23 protein-coding genes and 1 pseudogene are annotated in these 25,484 nt (G+C 71.4%); 5 read left to right on the forward strand and 19 right to left on the reverse strand.

The genetic code is table 11. From position 1 onward, the window contains the following. Positions 1-153: 153 nt before the first annotated feature. The 3 genes from ACIQMV_RS21910 to ACIQMV_RS21920 are packed head-to-tail and all read right to left on the reverse strand — an operon-like array spanning position 154 to position 3,838. Entirely contained in the window at positions 154-1,479 is a 1,326-nt protein-coding gene (locus ACIQMV_RS21910) for a M20/M25/M40 family metallo-hydrolase (protein WP_402594813.1), read from the reverse strand. Further along, positions 1,476-2,882, reverse strand: a complete 1,407-nt coding sequence (locus tag ACIQMV_RS21915) for a cytosine permease (RefSeq protein ID WP_402594815.1) — start codon at positions 2,880-2,882, stop codon at positions 1,476-1,478. The genes ACIQMV_RS21910 and ACIQMV_RS21915 overlap by 4 nt, the downstream gene beginning before the upstream one ends. Positions 2,883-2,884: 2 nt before the next feature. Continuing rightward, positions 2,885-3,838 (reverse strand): DUF1177 domain-containing protein, encoded by a 954-nt coding sequence (locus tag ACIQMV_RS21920; protein ID WP_141364899.1) that lies wholly within the window; start codon positions 3,836-3,838, stop codon positions 2,885-2,887. Between the two features lie 150 nt (positions 3,839-3,988). Here ACIQMV_RS21920 and ACIQMV_RS21925 point away from each other — a divergent pair, with 150 nt between their 5' ends. Both ACIQMV_RS21925 and pepE read left to right on the forward strand, forming a co-directional pair. Further along, entirely contained in the window at positions 3,989-4,822 is an 834-nt protein-coding gene (locus ACIQMV_RS21925) for an IclR family transcriptional regulator (RefSeq protein ID WP_402594817.1), read from the forward strand. Positions 4,823-4,851: 29 nt separating this feature from the next. Next, positions 4,852-5,580 carry a dipeptidase PepE gene (pepE, locus tag ACIQMV_RS21930; RefSeq protein ID WP_141364895.1) on the forward strand — a complete coding sequence of 243 codons (729 nt, stop codon included), beginning with the start codon at positions 4,852-4,854 and terminating at the stop codon, positions 5,578-5,580. Positions 5,581-6,279: 699 nt separating this feature from the next. Here pepE and ACIQMV_RS21935 read toward each other — a convergent pair. The 7 genes from ACIQMV_RS21935 to ACIQMV_RS21965 form a co-directional block, all read right to left on the reverse strand. After that, on the reverse strand, positions 6,280-7,044 hold the full coding sequence (locus tag ACIQMV_RS21935) for an ABC transporter ATP-binding protein (protein ID WP_402594819.1): 765 nt from the start codon (positions 7,042-7,044) through the stop codon (positions 6,280-6,282). Next, on the reverse strand, positions 7,041-7,841 hold the full coding sequence (locus ACIQMV_RS21940) for an ABC transporter ATP-binding protein (protein WP_141364891.1): 801 nt from the start codon (positions 7,839-7,841) through the stop codon (positions 7,041-7,043). Before ACIQMV_RS21940 ends, ACIQMV_RS21935 begins: the two co-directional genes overlap by 4 nt. Continuing rightward, positions 7,838-8,716 (reverse strand): ABC transporter permease, encoded by an 879-nt coding sequence (locus ACIQMV_RS21945; RefSeq protein ID WP_402594822.1) that lies wholly within the window; start codon positions 8,714-8,716, stop codon positions 7,838-7,840. The genes ACIQMV_RS21940 and ACIQMV_RS21945 overlap by 4 nt, the downstream gene beginning before the upstream one ends. Then, positions 8,713-9,678: an ABC transporter permease gene (locus ACIQMV_RS21950; protein WP_402594824.1), complete on the reverse strand. Its 966-nt coding sequence runs from the start codon at positions 9,676-9,678 to the stop codon at positions 8,713-8,715. The genes ACIQMV_RS21945 and ACIQMV_RS21950 overlap by 4 nt, the downstream gene beginning before the upstream one ends. Next, entirely contained in the window at positions 9,678-11,198 is a 1,521-nt protein-coding gene (locus tag ACIQMV_RS21955; RefSeq protein WP_402594826.1) for an ABC transporter substrate-binding protein, read from the reverse strand. The genes ACIQMV_RS21950 and ACIQMV_RS21955 overlap by 1 nt, the downstream gene beginning before the upstream one ends. Before the next feature lie 46 nt (positions 11,199-11,244). Next, a complete protein-coding gene (locus ACIQMV_RS21960; RefSeq protein WP_141364883.1) occupies positions 11,245-11,973 on the reverse strand; it encodes a DUF1684 domain-containing protein in 729 nt (242 codons plus the stop codon). Between the two features lie 196 nt (positions 11,974-12,169). Continuing rightward, a complete protein-coding gene (locus tag ACIQMV_RS21965; protein ID WP_402594828.1) occupies positions 12,170-12,721 on the reverse strand; it encodes a DoxX family protein in 552 nt (183 codons plus the stop codon). A 205-nt stretch (positions 12,722-12,926) separates the two neighbouring features. Between ACIQMV_RS21965 and ACIQMV_RS21970 the strand changes: the two genes are divergently transcribed. The 3 genes from ACIQMV_RS21970 (at position 12,927) to ACIQMV_RS21980 (ending at position 17,442) form a co-directional block, all read left to right on the forward strand. Further along, positions 12,927-14,183 (forward strand): amidohydrolase, encoded by a 1,257-nt coding sequence (locus tag ACIQMV_RS21970; RefSeq protein ID WP_402594830.1) that lies wholly within the window; start codon positions 12,927-12,929, stop codon positions 14,181-14,183. Positions 14,184-14,389: 206 nt separating this feature from the next. Then, the gene (locus ACIQMV_RS21975; protein ID WP_402594831.1) at positions 14,390-14,764 is read left to right on the forward strand and encodes a VOC family protein; all 375 of its coding nucleotides are present in this window, start codon (positions 14,390-14,392) and stop codon (positions 14,762-14,764) included. A 287-nt stretch (positions 14,765-15,051) separates the two neighbouring features. Beyond that, positions 15,052-17,442, forward strand: coding sequence for an ATP-binding cassette domain-containing protein (locus ACIQMV_RS21980; RefSeq protein ID WP_402594833.1), 2,391 nt, complete (start codon positions 15,052-15,054; stop codon positions 17,440-17,442). 74 nt (positions 17,443-17,516) lie between these two features. On the opposite strand, the gene ACIQMV_RS21985 is transcribed toward ACIQMV_RS21980, so the two are convergent. From ACIQMV_RS21985 to ACIQMV_RS22025, 9 genes and pseudogenes are all read right to left on the reverse strand, one after another. Then, a complete protein-coding gene (locus ACIQMV_RS21985; RefSeq protein ID WP_141364873.1) occupies positions 17,517-17,696 on the reverse strand; it encodes a hypothetical protein in 180 nt (59 codons plus the stop codon). Between the two features lie 21 nt (positions 17,697-17,717). Continuing rightward, a complete protein-coding gene (locus ACIQMV_RS21990; protein WP_402594834.1) occupies positions 17,718-19,427 on the reverse strand; it encodes an L-lactate permease in 1,710 nt (569 codons plus the stop codon). 49 nt (positions 19,428-19,476) lie between these two features. Continuing rightward, positions 19,477-21,072: a gamma-glutamyltransferase gene (gene ggt / locus ACIQMV_RS21995; RefSeq protein ID WP_402594836.1), complete on the reverse strand. Its 1,596-nt coding sequence runs from the start codon at positions 21,070-21,072 to the stop codon at positions 19,477-19,479. Positions 21,073-21,232: 160 nt separating this feature from the next. Beyond that, positions 21,233-22,222, reverse strand: a complete 990-nt coding sequence (moaA, locus tag ACIQMV_RS22000) for a GTP 3',8-cyclase MoaA (protein WP_402594837.1) — start codon at positions 22,220-22,222, stop codon at positions 21,233-21,235. Positions 22,223-22,288: 66 nt separating this feature from the next. Then, positions 22,289-23,677 carry an NAD(P)(+) transhydrogenase (Re/Si-specific) subunit beta gene (locus ACIQMV_RS22005; protein WP_402594838.1) on the reverse strand — a complete coding sequence of 463 codons (1,389 nt, stop codon included), beginning with the start codon at positions 23,675-23,677 and terminating at the stop codon, positions 22,289-22,291. Next, positions 23,670-23,990, reverse strand: coding sequence for an NAD(P) transhydrogenase subunit alpha (locus ACIQMV_RS22010; RefSeq protein ID WP_225078712.1), 321 nt, complete (start codon positions 23,988-23,990; stop codon positions 23,670-23,672). The genes ACIQMV_RS22005 and ACIQMV_RS22010 overlap by 8 nt, the downstream gene beginning before the upstream one ends. Next, a complete protein-coding gene (locus ACIQMV_RS22015) occupies positions 23,987-25,081 on the reverse strand; it encodes a Re/Si-specific NAD(P)(+) transhydrogenase subunit alpha (RefSeq protein ID WP_402594840.1) in 1,095 nt (364 codons plus the stop codon). Before ACIQMV_RS22015 ends, ACIQMV_RS22010 begins: the two co-directional genes overlap by 4 nt. After that, complete coding sequence (locus tag ACIQMV_RS22020; RefSeq protein WP_402594842.1) at positions 25,078-25,356, reverse strand: DUF6457 domain-containing protein; 279 nt, start codon at positions 25,354-25,356, stop codon at positions 25,078-25,080. Before ACIQMV_RS22020 ends, ACIQMV_RS22015 begins: the two co-directional genes overlap by 4 nt. A 3-nt stretch (positions 25,357-25,359) precedes the next feature. Then, a pseudogene (locus ACIQMV_RS22025) lies at positions 25,360-25,484 on the reverse strand (succinate--CoA ligase subunit alpha); the annotation flags it as partial.

The raw sequence follows: 25,484 nt of genomic DNA on the forward strand, positions 1-25,484 counted from the left end.
ACCCCCCCTTCCCCGCGGACCCCCCGCCCCACCCCCCCCCGCCCCCCCCCCCCCCGCCCCCGCCCCCCCCCCCCCGCCCCCCCCCGGGGGGGGGGGGGGCGGGGGGCCCCCCCCCCCCCCCACGGGGAGGCGTAAAGGTGGGGGTGGGGCCGGTCAGCAGTTCTGCCACAGGCGGGTCATCACCCGGACGCCGAAGCGGAGGCCTTCGAGGGGGACTCGTTCGTCCACTCCGTGGAAGAGGCGGCCGTAGTCCAGGTCGTGGGGCAGTTTCAGGCCCTTGAAGCCGAAGCAGCGGACGCCGAGCTTCGTGAAGGCCTTCGCGTCGGTGCCACCCGGGTTGCAGTACGGCACCGGATGCCCGTCGGGGTCCTCGGCGCGCACCGCCGCGCACATCGCGTCGACGAGGGGACCGTCGAAGGAGGTCTCCATGGCGATGTCGTGGTTGACCCACTGCCGGGCGACCGACGGCAGGAGCAACGCGTCGATGGTGTCGACGAGTTCCTGCTCGTGGCCGGGCAGGAAGCGGCCGTCGACGCGGGCGGTGGCCCGGCCCGGGATCACGTTGGTCTGGTAACCGGCCGAGAACATGGTGGGGTTGGCGGAGTTGCGCAGCACCACCTGCATGAAGTCGGCGACCGGGCCGAGCTTGGCGAGCTCCTTGTCGAGGTCCTCGGCGTCGAAGTCGATGTCGACGCCCTGGAGCCGGGCGGCCTCGGCGAGCAGCGCGCGCACCGGTTCGATCAGGCGGATCGGGAAGGTGTGGCGGCCGATGCGGGTGAGCGACTCGGCGAGGTCGGTGACCGCGTTCTCGTCGTTGGGCGAGGAGCCGTGGCCCGCGCGGCCGGTGGCCGTCAGTTCCATCCAGGCCATACCGCGCTGGGCGTTCTCGATCGGGTACAGCCGCCGGGTGTCGTCGAGCGCGTAGCTGAACCCGCCGCCCTCGCCGATCGCCTCGGTGACTCCGGCGAACAGCTCGGGCCGGTGCTCGACCAGCCAGTGCGCCCCGTACCGGCCGCCCGCCTCCTCGTCGGCGAGGAAGGCCAGGACGATGTCGCGGGACGGCCGGGTGCCGGTGCGGGCGAAGTGCCGGGCGGTGGCCAGCATGACCGCCACCGTGTCCTTCATGTCGATGGCGCCGCGGCCCCACAGGTAGCCGTCGCGGATCTCGCCGGAGAACGGCGGCACCTGCCACTCGTCCGGGTCGGCCGGTACGACGTCCAGGTGGCCGTGGACGAGCAGGGCCCCGCGCTCCGGATCGCCGCCGGGGATACGGGCGACGACGTTGGCACGGCCGGGCGCGCTCTCCACCAGCTCCGCGGTGATGCCGGCCTCGGCCAGGAGCTCGACGACGCGGTCCGCGCAGGCTCGCTCGTCGCTGGTGGGGTTGGAGGTGTCGAAACGGATCAGCTCCGCGCACAGTTCGACGACCTCACGCTGTGCCTCCTCGGAGGCGGTGACGAGTGACGGGGTGGTGGTCATGACGCTCCTACGGGGGCCTTGCCGGTGGCGGCCGGGGACGGCCCGGTGCCGTCGGCGGACTCGTCGTCGAGGGTGGTGGTGCCGTACGTCCTGACCCACCCGGCGAGCCCGAGCACGCAGTAGAGAACGAAGGCGGTCAGCAGGGAGTTGAGAGCGGGGATACCGCCGTCGTAGAACTTGCCGACGCAGAACGCCACGGCCCAGATGACCAGGGACATCGGCACCCAGACCGGTGAGGTGGCGGGCAGGGTCTGCGTCTCGCGGGTGGCGTCGAGCGGTCCGCGCATGCGGCGCACCACCCAGTACTCGGCGACGATGATGCCGCCGACCGGCGGGATGGCCACGCCGAGCACCGTCAGGAAGTCGGTGAAGTGGGTCATGATGCCGACCGCGGACAGGAGGGTGCCGGCGAGGCCGAGGACGATGGTGACCGCGCCGCGGCTCAGACGCTTGCGGAAGACGACCTGGAAGAAGTTCACGACGCCCAGCGAGGAGCCGTACAGGTTCCAGTCGTTGATCTTCGCCGTGGACATCAGGACGACCAGCACACCGAAGACGCCGGAGGTGGAGAGCACGATCTGGGAGACCTGGTTGCTGCCCACCATGTGGCCGAGGAGGACACCGGTCATGCCGACGATGTACTCGGACAGGATCATGGAGGAGGCGCTCTGCACGAAGACGTGCGCGCCCTTCTTGTTGTAGCGGGTCATCTCGGGCGCGACGATCGCGCCGGTCATGAAGCCGCCCGCGATGGCGGTCGCGGCGACCGACAGCGGGACCGCCGGGCCGGGGGCCGGCGAGTGGATCAGGTCCGAGATCGAGTGCTTGGTCAGGGCGTCGGTGACGGACCAGGCGACCATCGCGAAGAACATCGGGGTGACGATCTTCGCGAAGACCGCCATGTACCGGAAGCCGAAGACCACCAGGACGGTGATCGCCAGTCCCGCGACGACGCACCACAGCCACGAGGGGCCGCCGACCAGCGCGGAGACGCTGTTGCCGAAGATCGTGTTCTGCACTCCGAACCAGCCGACGAGGCTGATGGCGATGACGAGGCTGACCAGCGCGGAGCCGTTGCGGCCGAAGCCGACCCAGCGGGTCAGCAGCGGGGTCGCGAGGCCCTCGCGCATCCCGGCCAGGCCGATCGCGAAGATCACGACTTCCAGGATCACCGCACCGAGGGTGAAGGCGAGGAGCGCGTTGCCGAAGGACATGCCGACGCCGATCGTGGCGCCGAGCGTGAACTGCGAGATCGATCCGGACTGGGCGAGCCACTGGAGCAGCATCGTCCAGAAACCGAGCCGCTCGTCGCGCGGGACGCGGGCGAGTGCGTAGTCGTCGCTGCCCAGCGCTCTGTGGCCCGCGGTGTCCGGGGCGGTGGCGGTGTTCTTGTGAGCGGCCATGATCACGACTCCCTGGGTGCGCGGCCGAGGGTCTGCAGGTGCGCCAGCGAGCCGTAACGGGATACGAGCTGGTCGAACTCCACGTCGTCGTGGAAGTCCAGGCGTCCGCCGCCGTAGGCCTTCGCGGTCTCGACGGCGAACCGGGCGGCGGCCGCGATGTCGGTCTCGTGGCTCGCGCCCGTCTGACAGCCGGGCACCGCCGCGGCCGAGGTGACCGCGAGGCCGACGACCGGGGCGGCCGTCGCCGTGGCCGGCTGGAGGATCGAATTGATGTGGTGTACACCGTTACCGTACGGGGTGATGTCCTGCGTGGTCACCGGGTACGTGACCAACGGCTCACCGGTGACCACGGCCAGCAGCTCCCCCAGCTGCTCGGCGACCTTGAGCACCCAGCCCTCCTTGACGGTGGGCGACAGGGCCAGGCCCTTGTGGTTGATGATCCGGTTGCCCTTGGTGGTGTCGATGGAGAGCACCGCCTCCATCTCGTCCGTGACCTCGTGCCGGTTCATGGTGGCGATGTCGACCGGCGAGTCCATGAACGGCACCGGGTCGTGCGGTGCGGTCGGGGCGTTCGGGCAGATGTGGGTGGCCACGATCACGTCGCCGTCGAGCACGTCACCGCGGCGGCGCATGTCCAGCAGCTTGGCGGCGGTGGCGATCGCGGCGATCGCGCCGTCCGCGTCGGAGACCAGGCCGGTGATCTGCGGACGGGCACCCACACCGCCGAGCCGTCCGACCACGCCGAGGGTGCGCGAGGTGCCACCGCGGCTGCGGCCGGTGCGGCCGGCCACGCGCACGAGGACGAAGTCCGTGGAGCCCCGCTCACCGGTGACGGTGGTGACCTGGGCGCCGGAGCCGGCGGGGCCCGCCACGGAGTCGAGGTAGGCGGCGACTCGCTTGCCGTCGGCATCGGGATCGTCCAGCAGATCCACGATGTCCAGGACGTACTTCAACATGGGCAGCTTCTCCTGATCCGCACCTGAGGCGGTGCTGACAGAAGATTCAGGATCCGTTAACCTTCTTCGCAACTGTTTCCCGTTATCTGCAATTCAGGTCTGAATGGCGAGATGGGCGGACGGATGGACGTCATTCGGAGAGGAGTTGCCGTGCCTGACATCCCCGTCGACCGGAAGACCCCGGCCGGGGCACTGCAGACGGTCGACCGCGCCCTGCTGGTGCTGCTCGCGTTCGAGCGCACCCGGCCCGACTGGGGGGTGACGGAGGTCGCCACCGAGTTCGGCTGGGACACCTCGGTCGCACAGCGGCTGCTGTCCACGCTGGCCGGGCGCGGCTTCCTGGTGTCCGATCCGGCGACCCGCCGCTACCGGATCGGTCCCGCCGCCCTGCGGCTGGGCCGCCTCTGGGAGCGCTCCGGCTCGCTGGAACTGCTCGCGGAACCGGTCCTTCACGAACTGCGCGCGGCGACCGGGGACACGGTCCTGTTCTGCCTGCCCGACAGCTTCCACATGCGGTGCGTGGCGGCGGTCGAGGGCGAGGAGGGGCCGCTGCGGTACTACCCTCTCGTCGGCGAGCTGTACCCGGCGCACGCGGGGGCGACCAGCAAGTCGTACTACGCGTTCCTGCCCGACGAGCAGCGCCACCGGCTCTTCCGCGGCCGCCCCATGGCCCGTTTCACCGAGCGCACGGTCACCGACCCCGACCAGCTGGAACGCGAGTTCCGCCAGGTCAGGGCGCAGGGCTACGCCTGGACGGTCGGCGAGTACGACGCCGGCATCGGCACCGTCGCCGTGCCGGTCTTCCTCGGTGCCGAGCCCTACGGCAGCCTCAGCCTGGGGGCCGCCAGGGAACGTTTCCCGGACGGCCCCGAGGACCGGCTCGACGCGCTGCGCAAGGCGGCCCGCCTGCTGGAGCAGCGGCTGACGCACCCGCCCCAGCACCACCGCCGCCCGCGCACCCGCACCCGCACCCGCACGACCTGACGCAACGAACCCATGGTGAGGAACACCCCTTGAACCTGCTTCTTCTGTCCAACTCGACCCAGCACGGCCGCGGTTACCTGGAACACGCCCTCGACACCGTGACCGCGTTCCTGCCGGCCCGGGCACGGCTCGCGTTCGTGCCGTACGCGCTCGCCGACCACGACGCCTACACGGCCAAGGTGCGCGACGCGCTCGCCGGGGCCGGCATCGACGTGCACGGGGTGCACGAGGACGGTGACCCGGTCGGCCGGCTCGCCGAGGCGGACGCCGTGTTCGTCGGCGGCGGCAACTCCTTCCGGCTGCTGACCGCCCTGTACCGGACGGGCCTGCGGGACGCGCTGATCAAGGCGGTCGGGGACGGGCTGCCCTACATGGGCGCCAGCGCGGGCACCAACATGGCCGCTCCCACGCTGCGCACCACCAACGACATGCCGATCGTCCAGCCCCCGTCCTTCGAGACGCTGGGACTGGTCCCGTTCCAGATCAACCCGCACTACCTGGACCCCGACCCGCGCTCCACGCACAAGGGTGAGACCCGCGAGGAGCGCCTGACGGAGTTCCTCGAGGAGAACGACGTACCGGTGCTCGGCCTGCGCGAGGGCTCCTGGCTGCGCGTGGTGGGAACCCGTGCCACGATCGGCGGCGAGAACGACGCGCGCCTCTTCCGCCGCGGCACGGCACCGCGCGAGCTGCCGGTCGGCTCGGACGTGTCCGAACTGCTCGCCGTCACACCGGAGTACGACACACCGGCACGGTAGGCCCGGGCGCAAGCCCCCGGGACGACCGGGGAGGCCGGGACGGCGCACGGGCCCGGGGCGTCGGGGAGTCGGAGGGCCAGCGGCCCGCGCTGAGCATCGTGGCAGGGGTCCGGGCAGGCCGGACGCCCGGGACGGCCGAGGGGCCGCACCGGATCGCGCGTTTGGGGTGCGGGTCGGCCGGAAACTGCCGGGGCCCGCGCTTGGCGGCGCGACGGCGGCACGGGCCGGGCCCGAACGGCCGGCACAGCCGAGAACCCACCCTCGACCGCGCCTTGCGGGCTCGGGTCGGCCAAAAACCACCAGGGCCGGAAGCCGCACAGGCCAAAGCCCGGCGCAGCCGGGGCCCGCGCCACACGACGCGACGGCGGCTCGGCCCACCGCGACGACCAGACCTCCCGGAAGAGCCGGTGGCCCGCGCCGGCGGCGCCCCGATCGGCCAGGACAGGCGGGGTCCCACACAGGAACCGTGCGTTGCGGGCTCGCGTCGGCCGGAAACGGCCGGGGCGCGCGGCCAGGACAGCCGAGGGTCCGCGCCGGACCGGGCGTTGAGGGTTCGAGGTGGCCGGACGGCCGGAACGACCGCGGGCCCGGCACGGGCGGAGCTTGCGCCGGGCGGCGCAGCGGCGGTTCGGGGCGGCCGGAAACGACCGCCGGGGCCCGGCGCGGTCGGGGGCCCGCGCCGGGCGGTGTGGCGGTGGTTCAGGCCGGCAGTCGCGGCACGCTGTCGAGCAGGCGGCGGGTGTACGGGTGCTGGGGCCGGCCCAGGACCTGGGCGGTGTCGCCCTGTTCGACCACCCGGCCGCGTTCCAGGACGGCGGTCCGCTCGCACAGGGAGGCGACGACCGACAGGTCGTGGGAGACCATCACGAGCGTCAGCCCCTGCTCCTGCTTGAGTTCGGCCAGCAGGTCGACGACCTTCACCCGGGTGGTCACGTCGAGCGCGCTCACGGGCTCGTCGGCCAGCAGGACCCGCGGGGTGCAGACGGTGGCGCGGGCGATGGCGATGCGCTGCCGCTGGCCGCCGGAGAACTCGTGCGGATAGCGGTCCGCCGCGTCGGCCGGCAGGCCGACCCGTTCCAGGGCCGCGGCCACCTTCGGCCGGGCCGTGGCGCGGCTGTCGATGCCGAGGGAGAGCAGCGGCTCGGCCACGGTGGCGCCGACGCGACGGCGCGGGTCGAGCGAGGAGTAGGGGTCCTGGAAGACGCACTGGACGCCGCGCCGGAAACGGCGCATCTGTTCCCGGTCCCGCGGGGACAGTTCGGCGCCGTCGAAGCGGACCTGGCCGGCCGTGGGGCGGGCGAGGCCCAGCAGCAGTCGCAGCAACGTGGTCTTGCCGGCTCCGGACTCCCCGACGAGCGCGAGACTGTGTCCGGCCTCGACCTCGAAGGAGACGTCCTCGACCACGTTGCCCGTGCTGCCCCGGTAGCGCAGCGCGACGCCGGACAGTTCGAGTACGGGGGTCATCGCGCGCTCCTCAGGTCCAGGGCGGATTCCAGGCGCCGGGCGCTGGCGACGAGGGCCTTGGTGTACTCCTCGCGGGGCGCGCCGACGATGGCCCCGACCGGTCCCTCCTCCACGGCCCGCCCGTCCTTGAGCACCAGGGCGCGGTCGGTCACCTTGGCGACCACGGCGAGGTCGTGGCTGACGAACAGCACCGCCATGTCCCGTTCCCTGACCAGCGTGTCGACGAGTTCCAGCATCTCCGCCTGCACGGACACGTCCAGCGCGGTGGTCGGCTCGTCCGCGATGAGCAGTTTCGGTTCGCAGGCCAGGGCCATGGCGAGGGCCACGCGCTGGCGCTGCCCGCCGGAGATCTCGTGCGGGAACGCGCGGGCGATGCGCTCGGGGTCGGGCAGCCGGACCTGTGCGAGCGTGTCCGCCACGGCACGCTGAAGGTCCTTGCCCTTCAGGCCGGTGCGCCTGCGGAGGGGTTCGGCGATCTGGCGGCCCACGCGCATCAGCGGGTCGAGCGCGGTGAGCGGCTCCTGGAAGACGACGGCCGCGTCCCGGCCGCGCAGGGAGGTGAGCCGCTTCTCGGGGGCGCCGACGACCTGGGTGCCGGCGAGTTCGACGCTGCCGGTGGCGGTCATGCCGTCGGGCAGCAGACCGAGCACGGCCAGCGTGGTCAGGGACTTGCCGGAGCCGGACTCGCCGATGAGGCCGAGGCGCTCGCCGCCGGCCACGGTGAAGGACAGGTCGTCGACCAGGGTGCGGCCGTCACCGGTGCGGACGGTCAGCCCGCGTACGTCGAGGAGGTTCACGCGCGCCTCCGGCGGCTGGCCGGGTCGAGGGTGTCGCGCAGGCCGTCGGCGATGAGGTTGACGCCGATGACGAGCAGGACGAGCAGGATTCCGGGGGCGAGCGCGCCCGCCGGGGCGGTGGTGAAGGTGGCCTGGGCCTCCTGGAGCATCCGGCCCCACGAGGCGTTCGGCGGGGGTGCGCCGAGCCCGAGGTAGGACAGTCCGGCCTCGGCCAGTACGGCGAGACCGAACTGGAGGGCGAGGTTGACCACGAGGGTGGGCCAGATGTTGGGCAGCACATGGCCGACGACGGTCCTGGGCCAGGATGTGCCGGAGGTGCGGGCCGCGGTGATGTAGTCCTGCGCCAGCACGCGTTTGACGAGGATGCGCACCAGCCGGGCGACGACCGCGCTCTGCGCCAGGCCGATGGCGAGGACGGCCGAGCCGAGGGTCGCCGAGCGGGCGGCGACGATGAGCATCGCGAGCAGCAGCGTCGGGAAGGCGATGAGGATGTCGAGGAACGCCGAGAGCGTGTCGTCGAGCCAGCCCTGCGCGAACGCGGCGAGCACACCGAGGGTGACGCCGATCGCGGCGGCGACGAGGACCGAGCCCAGACCCGCCTCGACGGCGATCCGCGAGCCGGTCATCACCTGGGTGAACAGGTCGCGCCCGAGCTTGTCGGTGCCCAGCAGGTGTCCGTTCCCGGGGCCGGCCAGCCGCCCGCCGGAGGTGTCGTCGGCGGGGTAGGGCAGCCAGAACAGGGAGACCAGGGCGAGCAGTGCGATGAGCCCGGCCAGGACGCAGCCGACGACGAGCGTGGCGGAGCGCCGGGACCGGCGTCGGCTCGGTGACCTCTCCTCCGGCCGGACGGTGGGCAGCGTGTCTGCCTGGGTCATCGGGCACCTCCGGAGAGCCGGCCGCGCAGGCGCGGGTCGATGATCCGCTGGACGAGGTCGGCGACGAAGCCGATGAGCAGCACGGCGAGGGTGGAGACGAACAGCACGCCCTGGATGACGGGGTAGTCGTGCTGGGCGATGGCGGTGGCGAGCAGGGAGCCGAGGCCGGGGAGCGCGTACACCGATTCCACGACGACCGCGCCGAGCAGGGTCGAGGCGAGTTCGATGCCGAGGATGGAGATGACCGGTACGGAGGCGTTGCGCAGGCCGTGCCGCCACATCGCCCCGCCGAAGGACGAGCCCAGGGCGCGGGCGGTGCGCAGGTAGTCGCTGCCGAGGACGTCGAGGGTGGCGGAGCGGACGTAGCGGATCAGGGACGCGCTCATCACCAGGGCGATGGTGGCGACCGGCAGGACGAGGGAGCGGATCGCCTCGGCGGGCTCGGACCAGCCGTCCGGCGGGAAGCCGCCGGACGGGAGCCAGCCCGCGTTCAGCGCGAACACGGCGATGAGGATCATGCCGAGCCAGAACACCGGGATGGCGATGCCCAGTTGGGACACACCGCTGAGCAGTGCGCCGTACCAGGTGTGCCGCTTGTGCGCCGCGACGAACCCGGCGGGCACGGCGAGGACGACGGCGAGGACGAACGCGGCCAGGGTCAGCGGCACGGTGACGCTCAGCCGGGAGGCGACCTCGGGTCCGACCGGCAGCGAGCTGACGAAGGAGGTGCCGAGGTCGCCGCTCGCCAACTGCCCGAGCCAGTGGACGAACTGCTCGGGCAGCGGCCTGTCGGACCCGATGGAGTGCCGAGCCGCGGCGATCTGCTCCGGGCTCGCACCCACCGCGGTGAGTGCGTTGGCGGGGTCGCCGGGCAGCATCCGCAGCAGGACGAACAGCACCACGCTCGCCAGAGCCAGCGACACCAGGAGGAAGGCGAAGCGGCGCAGGAGATAACGGGCCATCAGCCCTTCTTCTTGATGTCGTAGGCGTAGAACTGCGAGTTGAGGCCGTTGAGCGGGTAGCCGGACAGCTTGCTGCTCGCGACGACGATCTGCGGGTACAGGTACAGCCAGTCGCTGGCCGCGTCCTCGGCGGTCTTGCGGTTGACCTTCTTCAGCAGCTCGGTCTGCTGGGCCGTGGTGGAGGCCTCTTCGGCCTGGTCCACCCACTGGGTGACCTGCTTGTTGTCGTAGCCCCAGTAGAAGTCGGGGTTGCCGTACCAGACGAGGTCGCGGTCGTTGACGTGCTCCTGGAGCGTGGCCGAGAAGTCGTGGTTCTTGTAGACCTTCGTGTACCACTCGTCCGGCGTGATCGTGTTGATCTTGACGGTGACGCCGACCTTGGCGAGTTCGGACTTGATGAAGGTCGCGGCGGTGGGGTGCGGGTCGTAGTTCGGCGTGTCGAGGGTGAAGCTGAAGCCCTTGGCGTACCCGGCCTCGGCGAGCAGCTTCTTGGCGCGTGCCGGGTCGTAGGCGTTGACCTTGGTGAGGTCCTCGTACCAGGGGTCGGTGGGCGGCACCATCGAGCCGATGAGCTTGCCGTAGCCGCCCCAGACCGACTCCAGCAGCTTCTTGTCGTCGATGGCGGAGGACACGGCCTGGCGCACCTTGACGTCGGTGAAGGGCTTGGCCTTGTCGTTGAAGGCGAGCAGCAGCTTGGTGGTGGAGTCGCCGTCGTTGACCTTGTAGTTCTGGTTGCTCTTGAACTGGTCGAGGGCGTCCGGCGACTGCTCGCTGGTGACCACGTCGACGGCGTTGGTCAGCAGCGCGTTGTTGAGGGCGGTCGCGTCCTTGTAGTAGTGGAAGACGGCCGTCTTGTTCGCCGCGGCCTTGCCCCAGTAGCCGGCGAACCGGTCCAGGCTCAGGGCGGAGCCGCGGGTCCACTTGCCGAGCTGGTAGGGGCCGGTGCCGTCCTCGGTCGTCTTCAGGTTCTTCGCCTGGGAGTTGATGATCCAGACGTAGGAGAGGTTGTAGACGAAGGAGATCGACTTCTTGGACAGCGTGACCTTGACGGTCTTCGCGTCCGGGGTGGCGATGTCCTTGATGACCTGAAGGTTGCTCTTGCGGGCGGACTGGGAGTCGTCCGCGATGACCTTCTCCAGGCTGTACTTGACGTCTTCGCTGGTGAGGGCCTTGCCGCTGTGGAACTTCACGCCGTCGCGCAAGGTGAAGGTGTAGGTGAGTCCGTCACCGCTCACCTTGTAGTCCGTGGCGAGCAGCTTCTCGACCTTGCCGTCGTCGGTGAGCTTGAACAGCCCTTCGTAGACGTTGCCGTTGAGGGCCTCGGTGACGCCCTGGCCGCCGCCCGCGGTGTTGTCGAGGTTCTGCGGCTCGTAGAGGGAGCCGATGTTGACGGTGGCGTCCTTGTTCCAGGCGCCGCCCGAGGCGCTGCCGCCCGAGCCGGAGCCGCCGCAGGCGGTCAGGGTCACGGCGAGGGTGGCAGCGGTGGCGGTGGCGTACAGGGACGTCTTCTTGATGCTCATGGCTGTGGGCGCTTTCGTGCTGGAAGTGCGGGAGGCTACGGGGTGATCAGTGCTGTGCGGGGAAGCCGCCGCGGAAGACGGGGAGCTTCTCACCGGCCTGAATGGGCAGGTGGAAACGGTTCTGCCGCGGCGGCATCGGACAGTTGTACTGATCGGAGAATCCGCAGGGCGGCACGAAGGCGCGGTTGAAGTCGAGCAGGACCCGGTCGTCGTCCTCGGTGCGCCGCACGAAGAGGAAGCGGCCGGCGCCGTAGGTGGTGTCCCCGTTGGTGGGGTCACCGAAGACGAGCAGCAGAGTGCCGTCGTCGTCGAAGGCACTGAGGGTGTAGTCGCGGCCGTCGACGGTGAGCGTGATGTCGCCCGGGACGACGAGGTCGCGGGTGCCGCCGTTGTCCCGGATGTGCTCGAAGGCCACACGCCGGGCGCCGGGTACGGGCGTGTAGGTCGCCTCGAGCACCCAGGCCGGGTCGTAGGGGAACACGTCGACCCGGTCGAAGTGGCGGACGGCGGGCGAGTCGGCGTCCCAGAACCGCAGGCCGTGCTCGGGCTCGCCGGTGACGAGGTCGGTGCGCCGGAGCGTGGTGACGGTCACCGTGCGCGGCTGCCCCGCGCGCGCGGCCTCGGCGTCCGGGCGCTCACCGGCCGGCAGCCAGCGGGTCTCGACGAGGGCGAGGTTGCCCGTCGGCGAGGTGAGGGCGCGATGGCGCTCGGACCGCCATGCGTCCCACTCCCCCGCGGGGTCGGCTGTGGGCTGGTCGGTGATGGGGTGGGACATGTCAGGACTCATTCGCGCAGCGTTCGTGGGCATCACGCCGCAGATGTCACGCCGCGTGAATTGATGGCCAAAGCGTCACCTTTATCTTCTATAAGGCTCTCTAATGTCAAATGAGATCCACAGCTCGGACAGCGGCCCGGGGCGACAGGCCGGGCATGGCCTGTCGCCCCGCCGGCCTGCCGTCCGGATCTCGGCGTCAGTGACGCAGCAGGAGCGTGACACCGGCCACAACGGCACCGAGCACGATCGCGGCGACACCGTGGGCGACGCGGTGCGAGCGCAGCCCGGGCAGCAGTCGGTCCACGGCGATCCGGCCGGGGCCGGTCAGGGCGAGAGCCACCGCGGACAGGGCGATGAGGAGTTCATACTCGACGCCCTGCGGGGCGAAGAAGCCGCCACCCCACTTGACGGAGATCGCGTTGACCAGCGTGCCGGCGACGGCCGCGGCGGCCAGCGGGGTGAGCAGGCCGAGCGCGAGGCCGAGCCCGCCGAGGGTCTCGCTGAGTCCGGCCACGACGGCGAACGCCCGGGGTGAGGGGTAACCGGAGGCGGCGAAGAACTGCCCGGTGCCGTCGACACCGCCCCCGCCGAACCAGCCGAACAGCTTCTGGGCACCGTGCGCGGCCATGGTCAGCCCGAGCGCGAGGCGCAGGACGAGCAGGCCGGCGTCGTAGGCGTGGGCGGGGGCCGCCGGAGCCGTCTCCGGCGCGACGGCGGGGCGGGACAGGGTGACGTCAGGAGTGGTCAAGGTGGGGGCTCCTCGGGTCGGACGGCGGGGCCCCACGACGCTGGGCGGCACGGGACCCCGACTCAACTTGAATCTTCAAGCTAACCCAGTCGACCCCAGTACTACAACTTTCAAGCAGCCTGGCGGCGCCGGCCGGGCTGCCGCGTCCCCGCGGGTGTGGTTACGTCGGAGGTGGCGGCCCTTCGCCGGCCAAAGGGGCATCACGATGACCGCACACGACACGGCCCGGCAGGTCCTGGCCGGCCTGGACAGCAGCCTGACCGAGGACCTCGAAGCGCTCTACCAGGACCTGCACGCCCACCCCGAGCTGTCCTTCGAGGAGCACCGCACGGCCGCCGAAGTCGCCAGGCGCGCACGGGACTTGGGCTATGACGTCACCGAGGGCGTCGGGCGGACCGGTGTCGTGGCCAGACTGGTGAACGGCCAGGGCCCGACCGTCCTGCTGCGCGCCGACTTCGACGCGCTGCCCGTCACCGAGCGGACCGGACTGCCGTACGCCTCGACGCGCGAGGGCGTGATGCACGCCTGCGGCCACGACGTGCACGTCACCTGCCTGTTCGGCGCCCTGGCGCTGCTGGCCGGCGCCCGCGACCGGTGGTCGGGCACCGTGCTGGCCGTGTTCCAGCCGGCCGAGGAGCTGGGTCAGGGCGCCCAGGCCATGGTCGACGACGGCCTGTACGCCCGCTTCGGCACCCCCGACGTCGTCCTCGGCCAGCACGTGATGGCGATCCCGGCCGGCACCATCGCCTGCCACCCCGGTCTCGCCTTCGCCGCCACCGACGCGCTCGAGGTCCGCATGTTCGGGCGCGGAGCCCACGCGTCCATGCCGGAAGCATCGATCGACCCGGTGGTGATGGCTGCCTCCACCGTGATGCGGTTGCAGACTGTGGTCTCCCGCGAGATCGCCTCCGCGGACCGCGCCGTGGTCACCGTCGGCGCGCTGCAGGCCGGCACCAAGGACAACATCATCCCGGACGAGGCCCGGCTCCAGCTCAACATCCGCACCTACACCCCGCAGGTCCGCCGGACCGTCCTGGGCGCGGTGGAGCGGATCGTCCGCGGCGAGGCGGCGGCCGCCGGGGCGCAGCGGGATCCCGAAATCAGCACCCTGCACACCTTCCCGCTGATGGTCAACGACGAGGAGGCGTGCGCCCGCACCATGGCCGCCATCGGAGACGTGGTCGGCCACGACAGGCTGACCGACCCGGGCGCCTCCTCGGGCAGTGAGGACGTCGGCGTCTTCGGCACCAGCGCGAACGTGCCGGTCTGCTACTGGCTCCTCGGCGGCGTCGATCCCGACGTCTTCGCCAAGGCGGAGGCCGCGGGCACCAGGAGCCGGGACATCCCGCAGAACCACTCGCCGTTCTTCGCGCCCGTCATGCGGCCCACCCTCACCAACGGTGTCACGGCTCTGACCGCCGCGGCCCTCGCGTGGCTCGGCCCGGCTCCGCGTTCCGCGTGACCCACCCGCACGGAAGCCGGATCGAGTAGGGTTCCCGACGTGAACACCGGACCGGCGACAAGCCACTCACGGATTGGCCACCCGGTGGAGGGCTGATCTCACCGCGGGTGCGGAGAAGGCACCCCCATGGTTCGGCACGCGGACCTCCCCGTGCTCGTGCACCGCGACGAGTCCGCTTCCGTGCCGAACACAGTCAGGTCAGCCGAATGACAGCCACGTTCAACCACACCATCATCGCCTCCAAGGACCGCGAAGAGTCGGCCCGCTTCTTCCGCGAGCTGCTGGAAGTGCGGGCAGCGCCGTCCTGGGGCCCGTTCACCAACATCCAGCTCGCCGACGGTGTGCTGCTCCAGTTCGCCGAGCCGCCGGTGGAGATCCAGATGCAGCACTACGCGTTCCTGGTCGACGACGACCTGTTCGACCGGGCCTATCGGCGGTTGTGCGACCACGGCATCGAGCACTGGGCCGATCCGCACATGCGACTCCCCGGTGAGATCAACCACGAGCACGGCGGTCGAGGGGTCTACCTCAAGGACCCCGCCGGCCACGGGATCGAGCTGATCACCCGCCCGTATCTGTGACCGGGCGCAGGACCGGTCAGGAATGGAGAAGCGCCGGGCGCCCGGCCGTCGGTAGCGTGGGCCGGGCCGTCCGGCGGTCACGGGGGTGAGCCGCGCGGATCCACCGGCTCCCCGGCCGGAGGGTCCGCGCGGACCGGGTGCGTGGATAATGCCTTGGTTCTCGCGCGGAGCGCGACCCCGGTGAGCGCCGGCCGGACGTGCGTCGCGCCATCCCGGCCCGGCCCCGCCGCTCAGGCGGACACCCACCGTTGCCGCGAAGGCGGCGCAGCCCCACAGATGGAGACACGATGAGCAAGGCCACGAGGACGGACACGCCGCCGCCCGCGCCGCACGCTGCCGACAGCCACGACCTGATCCGCGTGCACGGCGCGCGCGAGAACAACCTCAAGGACGTCAGCATCGAGATCCCGAAGCGGCGTCTGACGGTGTTCACCGGTGTCTCCGGCTCGGGCAAGAGCTCATTGGTGTTCGACACGATCGCCGCCGAGTCGCAGCGGCTGATCAACGAGACCTACAGCGCCTTCGTGCAGGGCTTCATGCCGACCCTGGCCCGGCCCGAGGTCGACGTCCTCGACGGGCTGACGACCGCGATCATCGTCGACCAGCAGCGGATGGGCGGCGACCCCCGCTCCACGGTCGGCACCGCCACCGACGCCAACGCGATGCTGCGCATCCTCTTCAGCCGGCTCGGGCAGCCGCACATCGGCTCGCCCAAGGCGTTCTCCTTCAACGTGCCCTCGATCAGCGGAGCAGGCGCGGTCACCGTGGAACGCGCCGGAAAGACCGTGAAGGAGCGGCGCAGCTTCAGCATCACCGGCGGCATGTGCCCGCGCTGCGAGGGCCGGGGCGCGGTCTCCGACGTCGACCTCACTCAGCTCTACGACGACTCCAAGTCGCTCACCGAGGGCGCGCTGACGATCCCCGGCTACAAGCCGGGCGGCTGGAACTACCGGCTCTACAGCGAGTCCGGCTTCTTCGGCGCGGACAAGCCGATCCGCGAGTACACCGAGCAGGAGCTGCACGACTTCCTGCACCGCGAGCCGACCAGGATGAAGATCGCGGGCATCAACATGACCTACGAGGGTCTGATCCCGAGGATCCAGAAGTCGATGCTCTCCAAGGACCGGGAGGCGATGCAGCCGCACATCCGGGAGTTCGTGGACCGGGCGATCACCTTCACCGACTGCCCCGGGTGCGGGGGCACCCGGCTCAGCGAGGGCGCCCGGTCGTCGCGGATCGGCGGGACCAGCATCGCCGACGCCTGCGCGATGCAGATCAGCGACCTGGCCGACTGGGTCCGCGGCCTGGAGGAGCCGTCGATGACTCCGCTGCTCGCCACGCTGCAGCAGACCCTCGACTCGTTCGTGGAGATCGGCCTCGGCTACCTCTCGCTCGACCGCCCGTCGGGCACGCTGTCGGGCGGCGAGGCGCAGCGCGTGAAGATGATCCGCCACCTCGGTTCCTCGCTCACCGACGTGACCTACGTCTTCGACGAGCCCACCACCGGCCTCCACCCGCACGACATCCAGCGGATGAACGGCCTGCTGCTGCGGCTGCGGGACAAGGGCAACACCGTGCTCGTGGTGGAGCACAAGCCGGAGACCATCGCGATCGCCGACCACGTCGTCGACCTCGGTCCCGGCGCCGGTACGGCGGGCGGCGCCGTCTGCTTCGAGGGCACCGTCGAGGGGCTGGGGGCCAGTGGCACCCTCACCGGCCGCCACCTCGACGACCGGGCCTCGTTCAAGGAGACGGTGCGCAAGCCCACCGGCACGCTGGAGATCCGTGGCGCGACCACGCACAACCTGCGCGGTGTCGACGTCGACATCCCGCTCGGCGCGCTCGTCGTCGTCACCGGTGTCGCCGGTTCCGGCAAGAGCTCGCTCGTGCACGGGTCGATCCCGGCCGGCACGGGTGTGGTGTCGGTCGACCAGGGCGCGATCCGCGGCTCGCGGCGCAGCAACCCGGCGACGTACACCGGACTGCTCGACCCGATCCGCAAGGCGTTCGCCAAGGCCAACGGGGTGAAGCCGGCGTTGTTCAGCGCCAACTCCGAGGGCGCCTGCCCCACGTGCAACGGCGCCGGCGTCATCTACACCGATCTGGCGATGATGGCCGGCGTCGCCACCACGTGCGAGGAGTGCGAGGGGAAGCGGTTCGACGCGTCGGTGCTGGAGTACCACCTCGGCGGCCGTGACATCAGCGAGGTGCTGGCGATGCCGGTGGCCGAGGCCGAGGAGTTCTTCGGCGCCGGGGAGGCCCACACGCCGGCCGCGCACCGCGTCCTCGGCCGACTCGCCGACGTCGGCCTCGGCTACCTCACCCTGGGCCAGCCGCTCACCACGCTGTCCGGCGGCGAGCGGCAGCGGCTCAAACTGGCCACCCACATGGCCGAGAAGGGCGGCGTCTACGTCCTCGACGAGCCGACCGCCGGTCTGCACCTCGCCGATGTCGAGCATCTGCTCGGCCTGCTCGACCGGCTCGTCGACTCGGGCAAGTCGGTGATCGTCGTCGAGCACCACCAGGCGGTCATGGCGCACGCCGACTGGATCATCGACCTCGGTCCCGGCGCCGGGCACGACGGCGGCCGGGTCGTCTTCGAGGGCACCCCCGCCGACCTCGTCGCCGCCCGGTCCACCCTCACCGGTCAGCACCTCGCGGCGTACGTCGGCGCCTGACCGAGGCCTCCGCGGCACCGTGGGACGCGTCCGCTCCGACGCGTCCCACGGTGCGGCCCGGGTGCCGGGCGGCCTCAGCCGCGCGGACGGGAGATGTACCGCAGGGCGGGCGAGATCATCATGCTCACGGCGAAGATGGCGAGTCCGGTGACCGACAGGGCCGGCATCCGGTGTGTTCCGCCGAGGTACAGCAGGGGCAGCGCGACGATCGCCGCGAGGCTCGACCAGGCCTGGACGCGTGCGGTGCTGTTCATGCGTTTCTCCGTTCCCTTGGTCTATCCGTTGATCCGGGCGAGCAGGAAGAGCGGCAGACCGACGAGGGCCGTGGTGACGAGCGTCAACGGCAGTGTCCTGCGCAGGACCTGTCCCTCACGCCCGCCGATTCCGGCGGTGGTGGTGCCGAGCAGGATCTTGCTCGGGGAGATCATCGTGCCGAGCGCGCCGCCGGTCGTCTGGGCGCTGAGGACGTTGGCGGTGCTGAGCCCGCCGGCCTGGGCGGTGGTCTGCTGGAAGGCACCGAACAGCAGGTTGCCGGAGAGGTTGGAGCCGGTGATGAAGGTGCCGAAGACGCCGATGTACGGCGCGAGGAGCAGGTAAATTCCGCTGGTCCAGGCGGCGACCTTGGTCGCGAGGACGTCGGCCTGGCCGGAGCCCTGCATCACCGAGGCCATCGCCACCAGGGTCACCACGGCGATCGTGGGGCCGATCGCCTTCTCCACCGTGCCGCTGAGGATCGGCCGCCAGGCCGCGTCGCGGAGGTGTCCCTTTCGCCGGTAGAGGACGTAGCTGATCGCGGCGGTGACGAGCAGGAGCGTCCCGGCGTGTGTCAGCAGCACCAGCTTCGACGTCGATGCCGGTGTGGTGAACCCGAGGCCCGTCGTGACCGCCGGGAACCGCACATCGACGGTCGGTCTGCTCAGTACGTCCTTCAGCGGCCCGATCGGCAGGACGACCCCGGTCACGGCGAGCAGGGTGGAGTACGGGATGAACGCGGTGTTCAACGACATCGCGGGCGCCCGGGCACCGGGCTCGCCCGCGGACGCCATACGCACGGTGGCCCGGCCGCGCACACCGGCACCGGACGAGGCACCCCCGGGTTCCGGTGTGCGTGGGGCCGCCTGCGCGGGCGGCGCGGCGACGCCCGCTGATTCGCCCTCCTCGAACACGGGGCTGTTCACCACCCGGGAGGGGCGGCGGTAGAGGGGCAGCCGGGCGAGACCGGCGACGACCACCAGACCGACGAGGCCGGCGGCGAAGCCGTTCAGCGTGTCGTCCCACTGGGACAGCGCCAGCATGACACCGCCGTGGGCCAGCGAGATCACCGCGACCGCCGGCAGCCCCTCCCGCAGGCCTCGGAGGCGACCGTAGAGCCAGCACATGGTCAGGCCGCCCACGAGGTTGACCATCCACAGCAGCAGGGAGGCCTGGATCGCGGTCGTGGCGCTGTCGGCCGGTGAGAGATGCGTGACCTGCCTCATGCCGATCCAGGCGGCGGACAGGGTGCCGAAGGTGTTGTTCCACGCGTGTCCGACCAGCGCGATCACCACCGCGTGGAGCGGACGGACACCGATGCCGACGAGCAGCGGGGCGCACACCGCGATGGGCACGCCGAAGCCGGTGATGCCCTGGAGGAAGGAGGCGAAGACCCAGCCGATCGCCATGACCTGGAGAAGCGGATGGACGAACATGCGCGTCATGCCCCGCTGGAACGGCGTGAACGCGTCCGCTTCCTTGGCGACCTCGTAGATGAGGATCGCGGACAGGATGACGTAGACGATGGTGACGGCTTCGACGACTCCCTTGACCGTTTGCAGTCCGACCGCGTCCAGGCGCAGGTGAAACACCGTCAGTGCGGTGACCGAGGCCACCAGCCAGCCCAGCGCACCGGCTTCCGCCGCGCCCCAGCCCCGCGCGATCATCAGGAAGAGCAGCAGGGCGAGCGGGGCCAGTGAGGCGGCCCAGAGCCAGATGCTCGCGTGTTCCATTCCCGGGGTCTCCTCTCGTCCGGTCGTCCGGCTGTCGCGAGGTCGGGTGTCACCAGCCGAGAGCGAGGCCGTCGCCGCGCGGGTCCGCGCCGCCCATCAGGACGTCGTCGGTGACGCGGATGGCCTGGGCGTGCCCCATCACGCCGTCCCAGCTGCCGACCTCGCGGACCGGGTGGCCCCAGGTGCGCAGTTCGTCCAGCGTCCCGGAGGCGAAGCGGTCCTCCATCCGGAGATCGCGTCGCTCGTCCCCCCAGGTGCGGCCGTACAGCCAGCGGGGCGCGTCGATGGCCGACTGGACGTCCCTGCCGAAGTCGACCACCCGTGTGACCAGGGCGTTCGACGTCTGCGGCTGGCCCTCGCCGCCCATGGTGCCGTAGACGAGGTCCAGGTTCTCGCCGCGGAAGAGCATGCCGGGCATCAGGGTGTGGAAGGTCCGCTTGCCGGGTTCCAGGCGGTTCGGGTGTGTCTCGTCCAGGGAGAAGAACGACCCGCGGTTGTGCATCAGCACCCCGGTCCGGCCCGCGATGAACCCGGAGCCGAACTCGTGGTAGAGGCTCTGGATCACCGAGACCGCGTTGCCGGCCGAGTCCACCACGACGCTGCACGTGGTGTCGCCGCCCATCCGCGCCCCCGGTCCCGCGGGGACCGGCCGGGGCGCCACGCGCTTGCTCAGTTCGGCCGCGTAGTCCTTGGACAGCAGGTGCCGCAGGGGGATGTCGCGGAAGTCGGGGTCGGTGAGGTACCGGTCGCGGTCGGCGAACGCCAGGCGGGTCGCCTCCACCAGCAGGTGGACGTACTCGGGACTGCTGTCGGTCATGCCGCCGAGGTCGAAGTTCTCGACGATGTTCAGCGCCATCAGGTGCGCGAACCCCTGCGAGTTCGGCGGGGCCTGGTAGCAGCGGTACCCGCGGTACGTCGTGGAGACCGGTTCGGTCCACTCCGACCGGTGGGCGGCCAGGTCCTCGGTGGTGAGCAGGCCGCCGGCCTGTTGCAGGCTCGTCGCGATCTCCTCGGCCACGGGGCCCTCGTAGAAGCCGGGCCGGCCCTTCTGCGCGACGGTCTCCAGCGTTTCGGCCAGTTGCGGCAGCGCCAGGACGTCCGCCATGACCGGCGGCCGGTCCTGCGGCAGCAGCGTGCTTCGGGTGAGCGGATGGGCGCTGAGGACGTGCGCGACCTCGGCGGCGCAGGCGGCGTAGCTGTCGCAGACGGCGAAGCCCTCGCGGGCGTAGGTGATGGCCGGCTGCAGCAGGCGGGCGAGCGGGAGGCTGCCGAACCGTTCGTGCGCGGTGCACCAGCTGTCGACGGCGCCGGGCACGGTCACCACGGCGAGCGGCCCCCGGGCGGGGATCTCCCGATGGTCGCGCTGCCGGAAGTGCGGACGGGTCGCGTGAGCGCCGGCTCGGCCGCTGCCGTTGAGTGCGTGGACCCGGCCCGTGGCGGCGTCGTGGATGAGCCAGAAGGCGTCCCCGCCCGGTCCGGTCATGTGCGGGTAGACCACGCCGAGCGTCGCGTTGATGGCGATCGCGGCGTCCACGGCCGTACCGCCCTCCTGCAACACCTGGAGGCCGGCCGTGGAGGCGAGGTAGTGCGGGGTGCTGACCATCCCGTTGCGTGCCAGGGCCACCGGGCGGGTGGTGCGCGTCATACCGGCTCCTCCGAGACGTCAGATTGCATATGATATGAAGTAGGCAGTATTCTGAAAGGCTGGGCGATCCCGTGTCCAGAGGTCGTACCGAATCTTTCTCCCGGCGCGGCGCACAGGCCCCGGCATGCCGGCCCACCCTTGCGTGACCTCGCTCCTTCGTCTAGCCGCCGATGGCGGACATCGGGCGCCGGGGCTGAAGGAAGGACGGGTCGTCGAGGCCGGAGCCCGCCTTCTTGCCCAGCGTCGCCGCCCGCCACAGGGCGGCGACCTCCTCGTCGGACGCTCCGGAGCGCAGCGCGGTGCGCAGGTCGGTCTCCTCCCTGGCGAACAGGCAGGTGCGGACCTGGCCGTCCGCGGTGAGCCGGGTACGGTCGCAGGCCCGGCAGAAGGGCCGGGTCACCGACGCGATCACCCCCACGGTGGCCGGTCCGCCGTCGACGAGCCACCGCTCCGCGGGCGCCGAACCGCGCTGCCCCCGCCGCTCCGGCGTGAGGGAGAAGCACGCGGCGAGCTTCCGCAGGATCTCCACGGCGGTCACCATCTGCTCGCGCTGCCAGCCGTGTTGGGGGTCCAACGGCATCTGCTCGATGAACCGCAGGTGGTATCCGTGCCGGACGGCCCAGGCCAGCAGCTCGGCCGGCTCGTCGTCGTTGATCCCGCGCATCAGCACCGAGTTGATCTTCACCGGTTCCAGCCCGGCCTCGCGTGCCGCGGTCAGCCCGGCCAGCACCTCCCGGTGCCGGTCGCGGCGGGTGAGGGCCTTGAAGCGGTCCGGGCGCAGGGTGTCCAGCGAGACGTTGACGCGGTCCAGCCCGGCCTCGCGGAGCCCGCCGGCGGTGCGGGCCAGCCCGATCCCGTTGGTGGTCAGCGAGAGTTCCGGCCGCGGGGTGAGCACGGCGCAGCGGGCGACGATGCCGGCCAGGCCGGGGCGCAGCAGCGGCTCACCTCCGGTGAAACGCACCTCGGTGACACCCAGGCCGGTGACCGCGATCCCCACCAGCCGGACGACCTCGTCGTCGGTGAGCAGCCGGGGCCCGGCCAGCCAGGCCGTCCCCTCCTCGGGCATGCAGTAGGTGCACCGCAGGTTGCAGCGGTCGGTCAGCGAGACCCGCAGATCGGTGGCGATCCGGCCGTGGGTGTCGAGCAGCATGGGGTCCGTCTCCCTCGATGGCGACGCAGGGAGCGGCCGGACGCCCGCGCGCCCGGCCGCTCCCCGTCACAGGGCCTTGAGTTCCTCGGTGATCTCGGCGACGGAGGACTTCGCGTCGCCGAAGAGCATCGAGGTCCTGGCGTCGAAGTACAGCTCGTTCTCGATGCCGGCGAACCCGGGGTTCATCGAGCGCTTGAGCACGATCACCGACCTGGCGTGGTCCACGTTGAGGATCGGCATCCCGTAGATCGGCGAGCTGGTATTGGAGCGGGCGGCGGGGTTGGTGACGTCGTTGGCGCCGATCACCAGGGCCACGTCCGTGCGGCCGAACTCCCCGTTGATGTCGTCCATCTCCTTGAGCTGTTCGTACGGCACGTCGGCCTCGGCGAGCAGGACGTTCATATGGCCGGGCATGCGTCCGGCGACCGGGTGGATGGCGTGCTTGACCTCCACGCCGCGCCGTTCGAGCAGACCGGCCATCTCGCGGACGGCGTGCTGCGCCTGCGCGACGGCCATGCCGTAGCCGGGGACGACGACCACCTGGCTCGCGTAGGCCATCTGGATGGCGGCGTCGGCCGCGCTGGTCTGCCGCACCGTCTGGTCCGCCGGGCCGCCGCCCGGTCCCGCGGTGGCGCCGGTCCCGCCGAACCCGCCGGCGACGATGGCCGGGATCGAGCGGTTCATCGCCTTGGCCATCAGATCGGTCAGGATGGTGCCGGAGGCTCCGACGATCATGCCCGCGACGATCATCGCCGTGTTGTCCAGTGCCAGACCGGTGGCCGCGGCGGACAGGCCGGTGAAGGCGTTGAGCAGCGAGATCACCACCGGCATGTCGGCGCCGCCGATCGGCAGCACCACCATCACGCCGAGCACGGCCGCGGAGACCAGTACGCCGATGATCAGCGCCTCGGAGGCGTGGCCCAGGCCGATGCCGACCGCGCAGGCCACCGAGACCAGCAGCAGCGCCAGATTGAGGGGTTGCTGCCCCCGGCCGAGACCGATCGGCCTGCCCGGCAGGATCTCCTGGAGCTTGCCGAAGGCGATCAGCGATCCCCAGAAGGAGAGCGAGCCGACGATCGCGGCGAACAGCGACGTGACGACGACGTAGCCGGCCTCCGTCGCGTAGCCGTGGCTGTCGCGGAACTCCACCCAGGAGATCAGGGCGACGGCGCCGCCGCCCACTCCGTTGAACAACGCCACCATCTGCGGCATCGCGGTCATCTTGACCCGCCGCGCCGCCGGTACGCCGATCACCGTGCCCAGGACCAGGCCGAACGCGATCAGCAGCCAGTTGCCCGTCCCGGGGGTCAGCAGGGCGGCCACGGTGGCGATCAGCATGCCCGCCGCCGCCGTGAGGTTGCCGCGTACGGCCGTGCGCGGTCCGGTCAGGCCCATCAGGCCATGGATGAACAGGGCGAACGCGACGATGTAGAGAATCGTGATCAGGTCATCCACGGCCGACCGCGTCCTTTCCGGCTCCCGCGCCGTCCGGCGCCTTCTTGAACATGCCGAGCATGCGGTCGGTCACCAGGAACCCGCCGACCACGTTGATCGTGCCGAACACGATCGCGACGACCAGCAGCACCCGCTCGAAGGGCCCCGACGCGGAGCGGCCGAGCAGGACCAGGCCGCCGAGCAGGACGATGCCGTGGATGGCGTTGGTGCCGGACATCAGCGGGGTGTGCAGGGTGTTGGGTACCTTGGAGATCACCGCGAAGCCGACGAATCCGGCCAGCACCAGGATCGCCAGGTCGGCCAGGAACATCATCGGGCCTCCGTGAGCTGGTCGCTGTTCTGGGTCACACAGCAGGCGGCGAGGATCTCGTCCTTGAGGTCCGGCGCGAACTCGCCGTCGGCCAGCATGTGTTCGAGCAGCGCCTGGACGTTCCGCGCGTACAGTTCGCTGGCGTGCTCGGGCAGGGTCGCCGGCAGGTTCAGCGGGGCGGCCACAGTGACGTCGTGCCACACCACGGTCTCCGCCGGTGTGGTGAGTTCGCAGTTGCCGCCGGTCTCCCCGGCGAGGTCGACGACCACGCTGCCGGGCCGCATCCGCCGCACGGCCTCGGCGGTGACCAGCTTCGGTGCCGGGCGTCCCGGAACCAGCGCCGTCGTGATCACCACGTCGAAGCCGGCGATCGCCTCGCTCAACCGCCGCTGCTGCTCGGCCTGTTCCTCCTCGGTCAGGGCACGGGCGTACCCGCCCTCGCCCGATGCCTCGACACCCAGCTCCAGCCACCGCGCGCCGAGCGAGCGGACCTGCTCGGCGACCTCGGGCCGGACGTCGAATCCGGTGGTGCGGGCGCCGAGACGTTTGGCGGTGGCCAGTGCCTGGAGCCCCGCGACGCCCACGCCGAGCACCAGGACCGTGGCCGGCTTCACCGTTCCGGCGGCCGTGGTGAGCATCGGGAAGAAACGGGTGGAGTTCCGGGCGGCGACCAGCACCGCCTGGTAGCCGGCGACATTGGCCTGCGAGGAGAGCGCGTCCATGGACTGCGCGCGGGAGATGCGCGGAACGGCCTCGATCGCGAAGCCGGCGACGCCGGTCAGGCGCAGCTGCTCGGCGATCTCCGGCCTGGTCAGGGGCGCCAGGAAGCCGATCACGGCGGATCCGGGGCTCAGCAGGCCGATCTCGTGGGGCGTCGGCGGGTTCACCTTGACCACGACGTCGGCCGCCCATGGTTCTCCGATGGTGGCCCCGGACTGCTCGTACTGCTCGTCGGGAATCAGTGCCCCGGCCCCGGCCCCGGCCTCCACCACGACGGAGAGGCCCGCGGCGCGCAGCCGTTCGACGACTTTGGGCACCAGCGCGACGCGGCGTTCGCCCGTCGCGGTCTCCCGGGGGACTCCGATCAGCGTCATGTTCCTCTTCCCGGCTGTGAGGGGGCGGGGGGTTCGCCGCCGGACGGTACGGGCCAGGCCGCGGCGAGCTTGTTCACGGTCTCGGCGGCGGTGGCGGGCGCGACGCCGCGTCCCACGGCGACACCCAGCAGGTAGGTGGTGAGCGGCGCGGCCGGGCGGGCGACCTGGTGGGCGACGTTCTTCGCGACGTCCAGCACCTCGTCCCGGTCCAGCGCGTCCCGGCTCACCCCGAGTTCACCGGCCACCTGGGCGATCCATCTGTCCAGGGGGTTCACGTCTCACACCGCCTGCCGGGCCAGTGCCGCGGCCTCGGTCGGGGTCTTGCCGACCTTGACGCCCGCGGCCTCCAGGGCCTCCTTCTTCGCCTGGGCGGTACCGGAGGAACCCGAGACGATGGCGCCCG

It is taken from the genome of Streptomyces sp. NPDC091412, assembly GCF_044756885.1.
Taxonomy (GTDB): domain Bacteria; phylum Actinomycetota; class Actinomycetes; order Streptomycetales; family Streptomycetaceae; genus Streptomyces.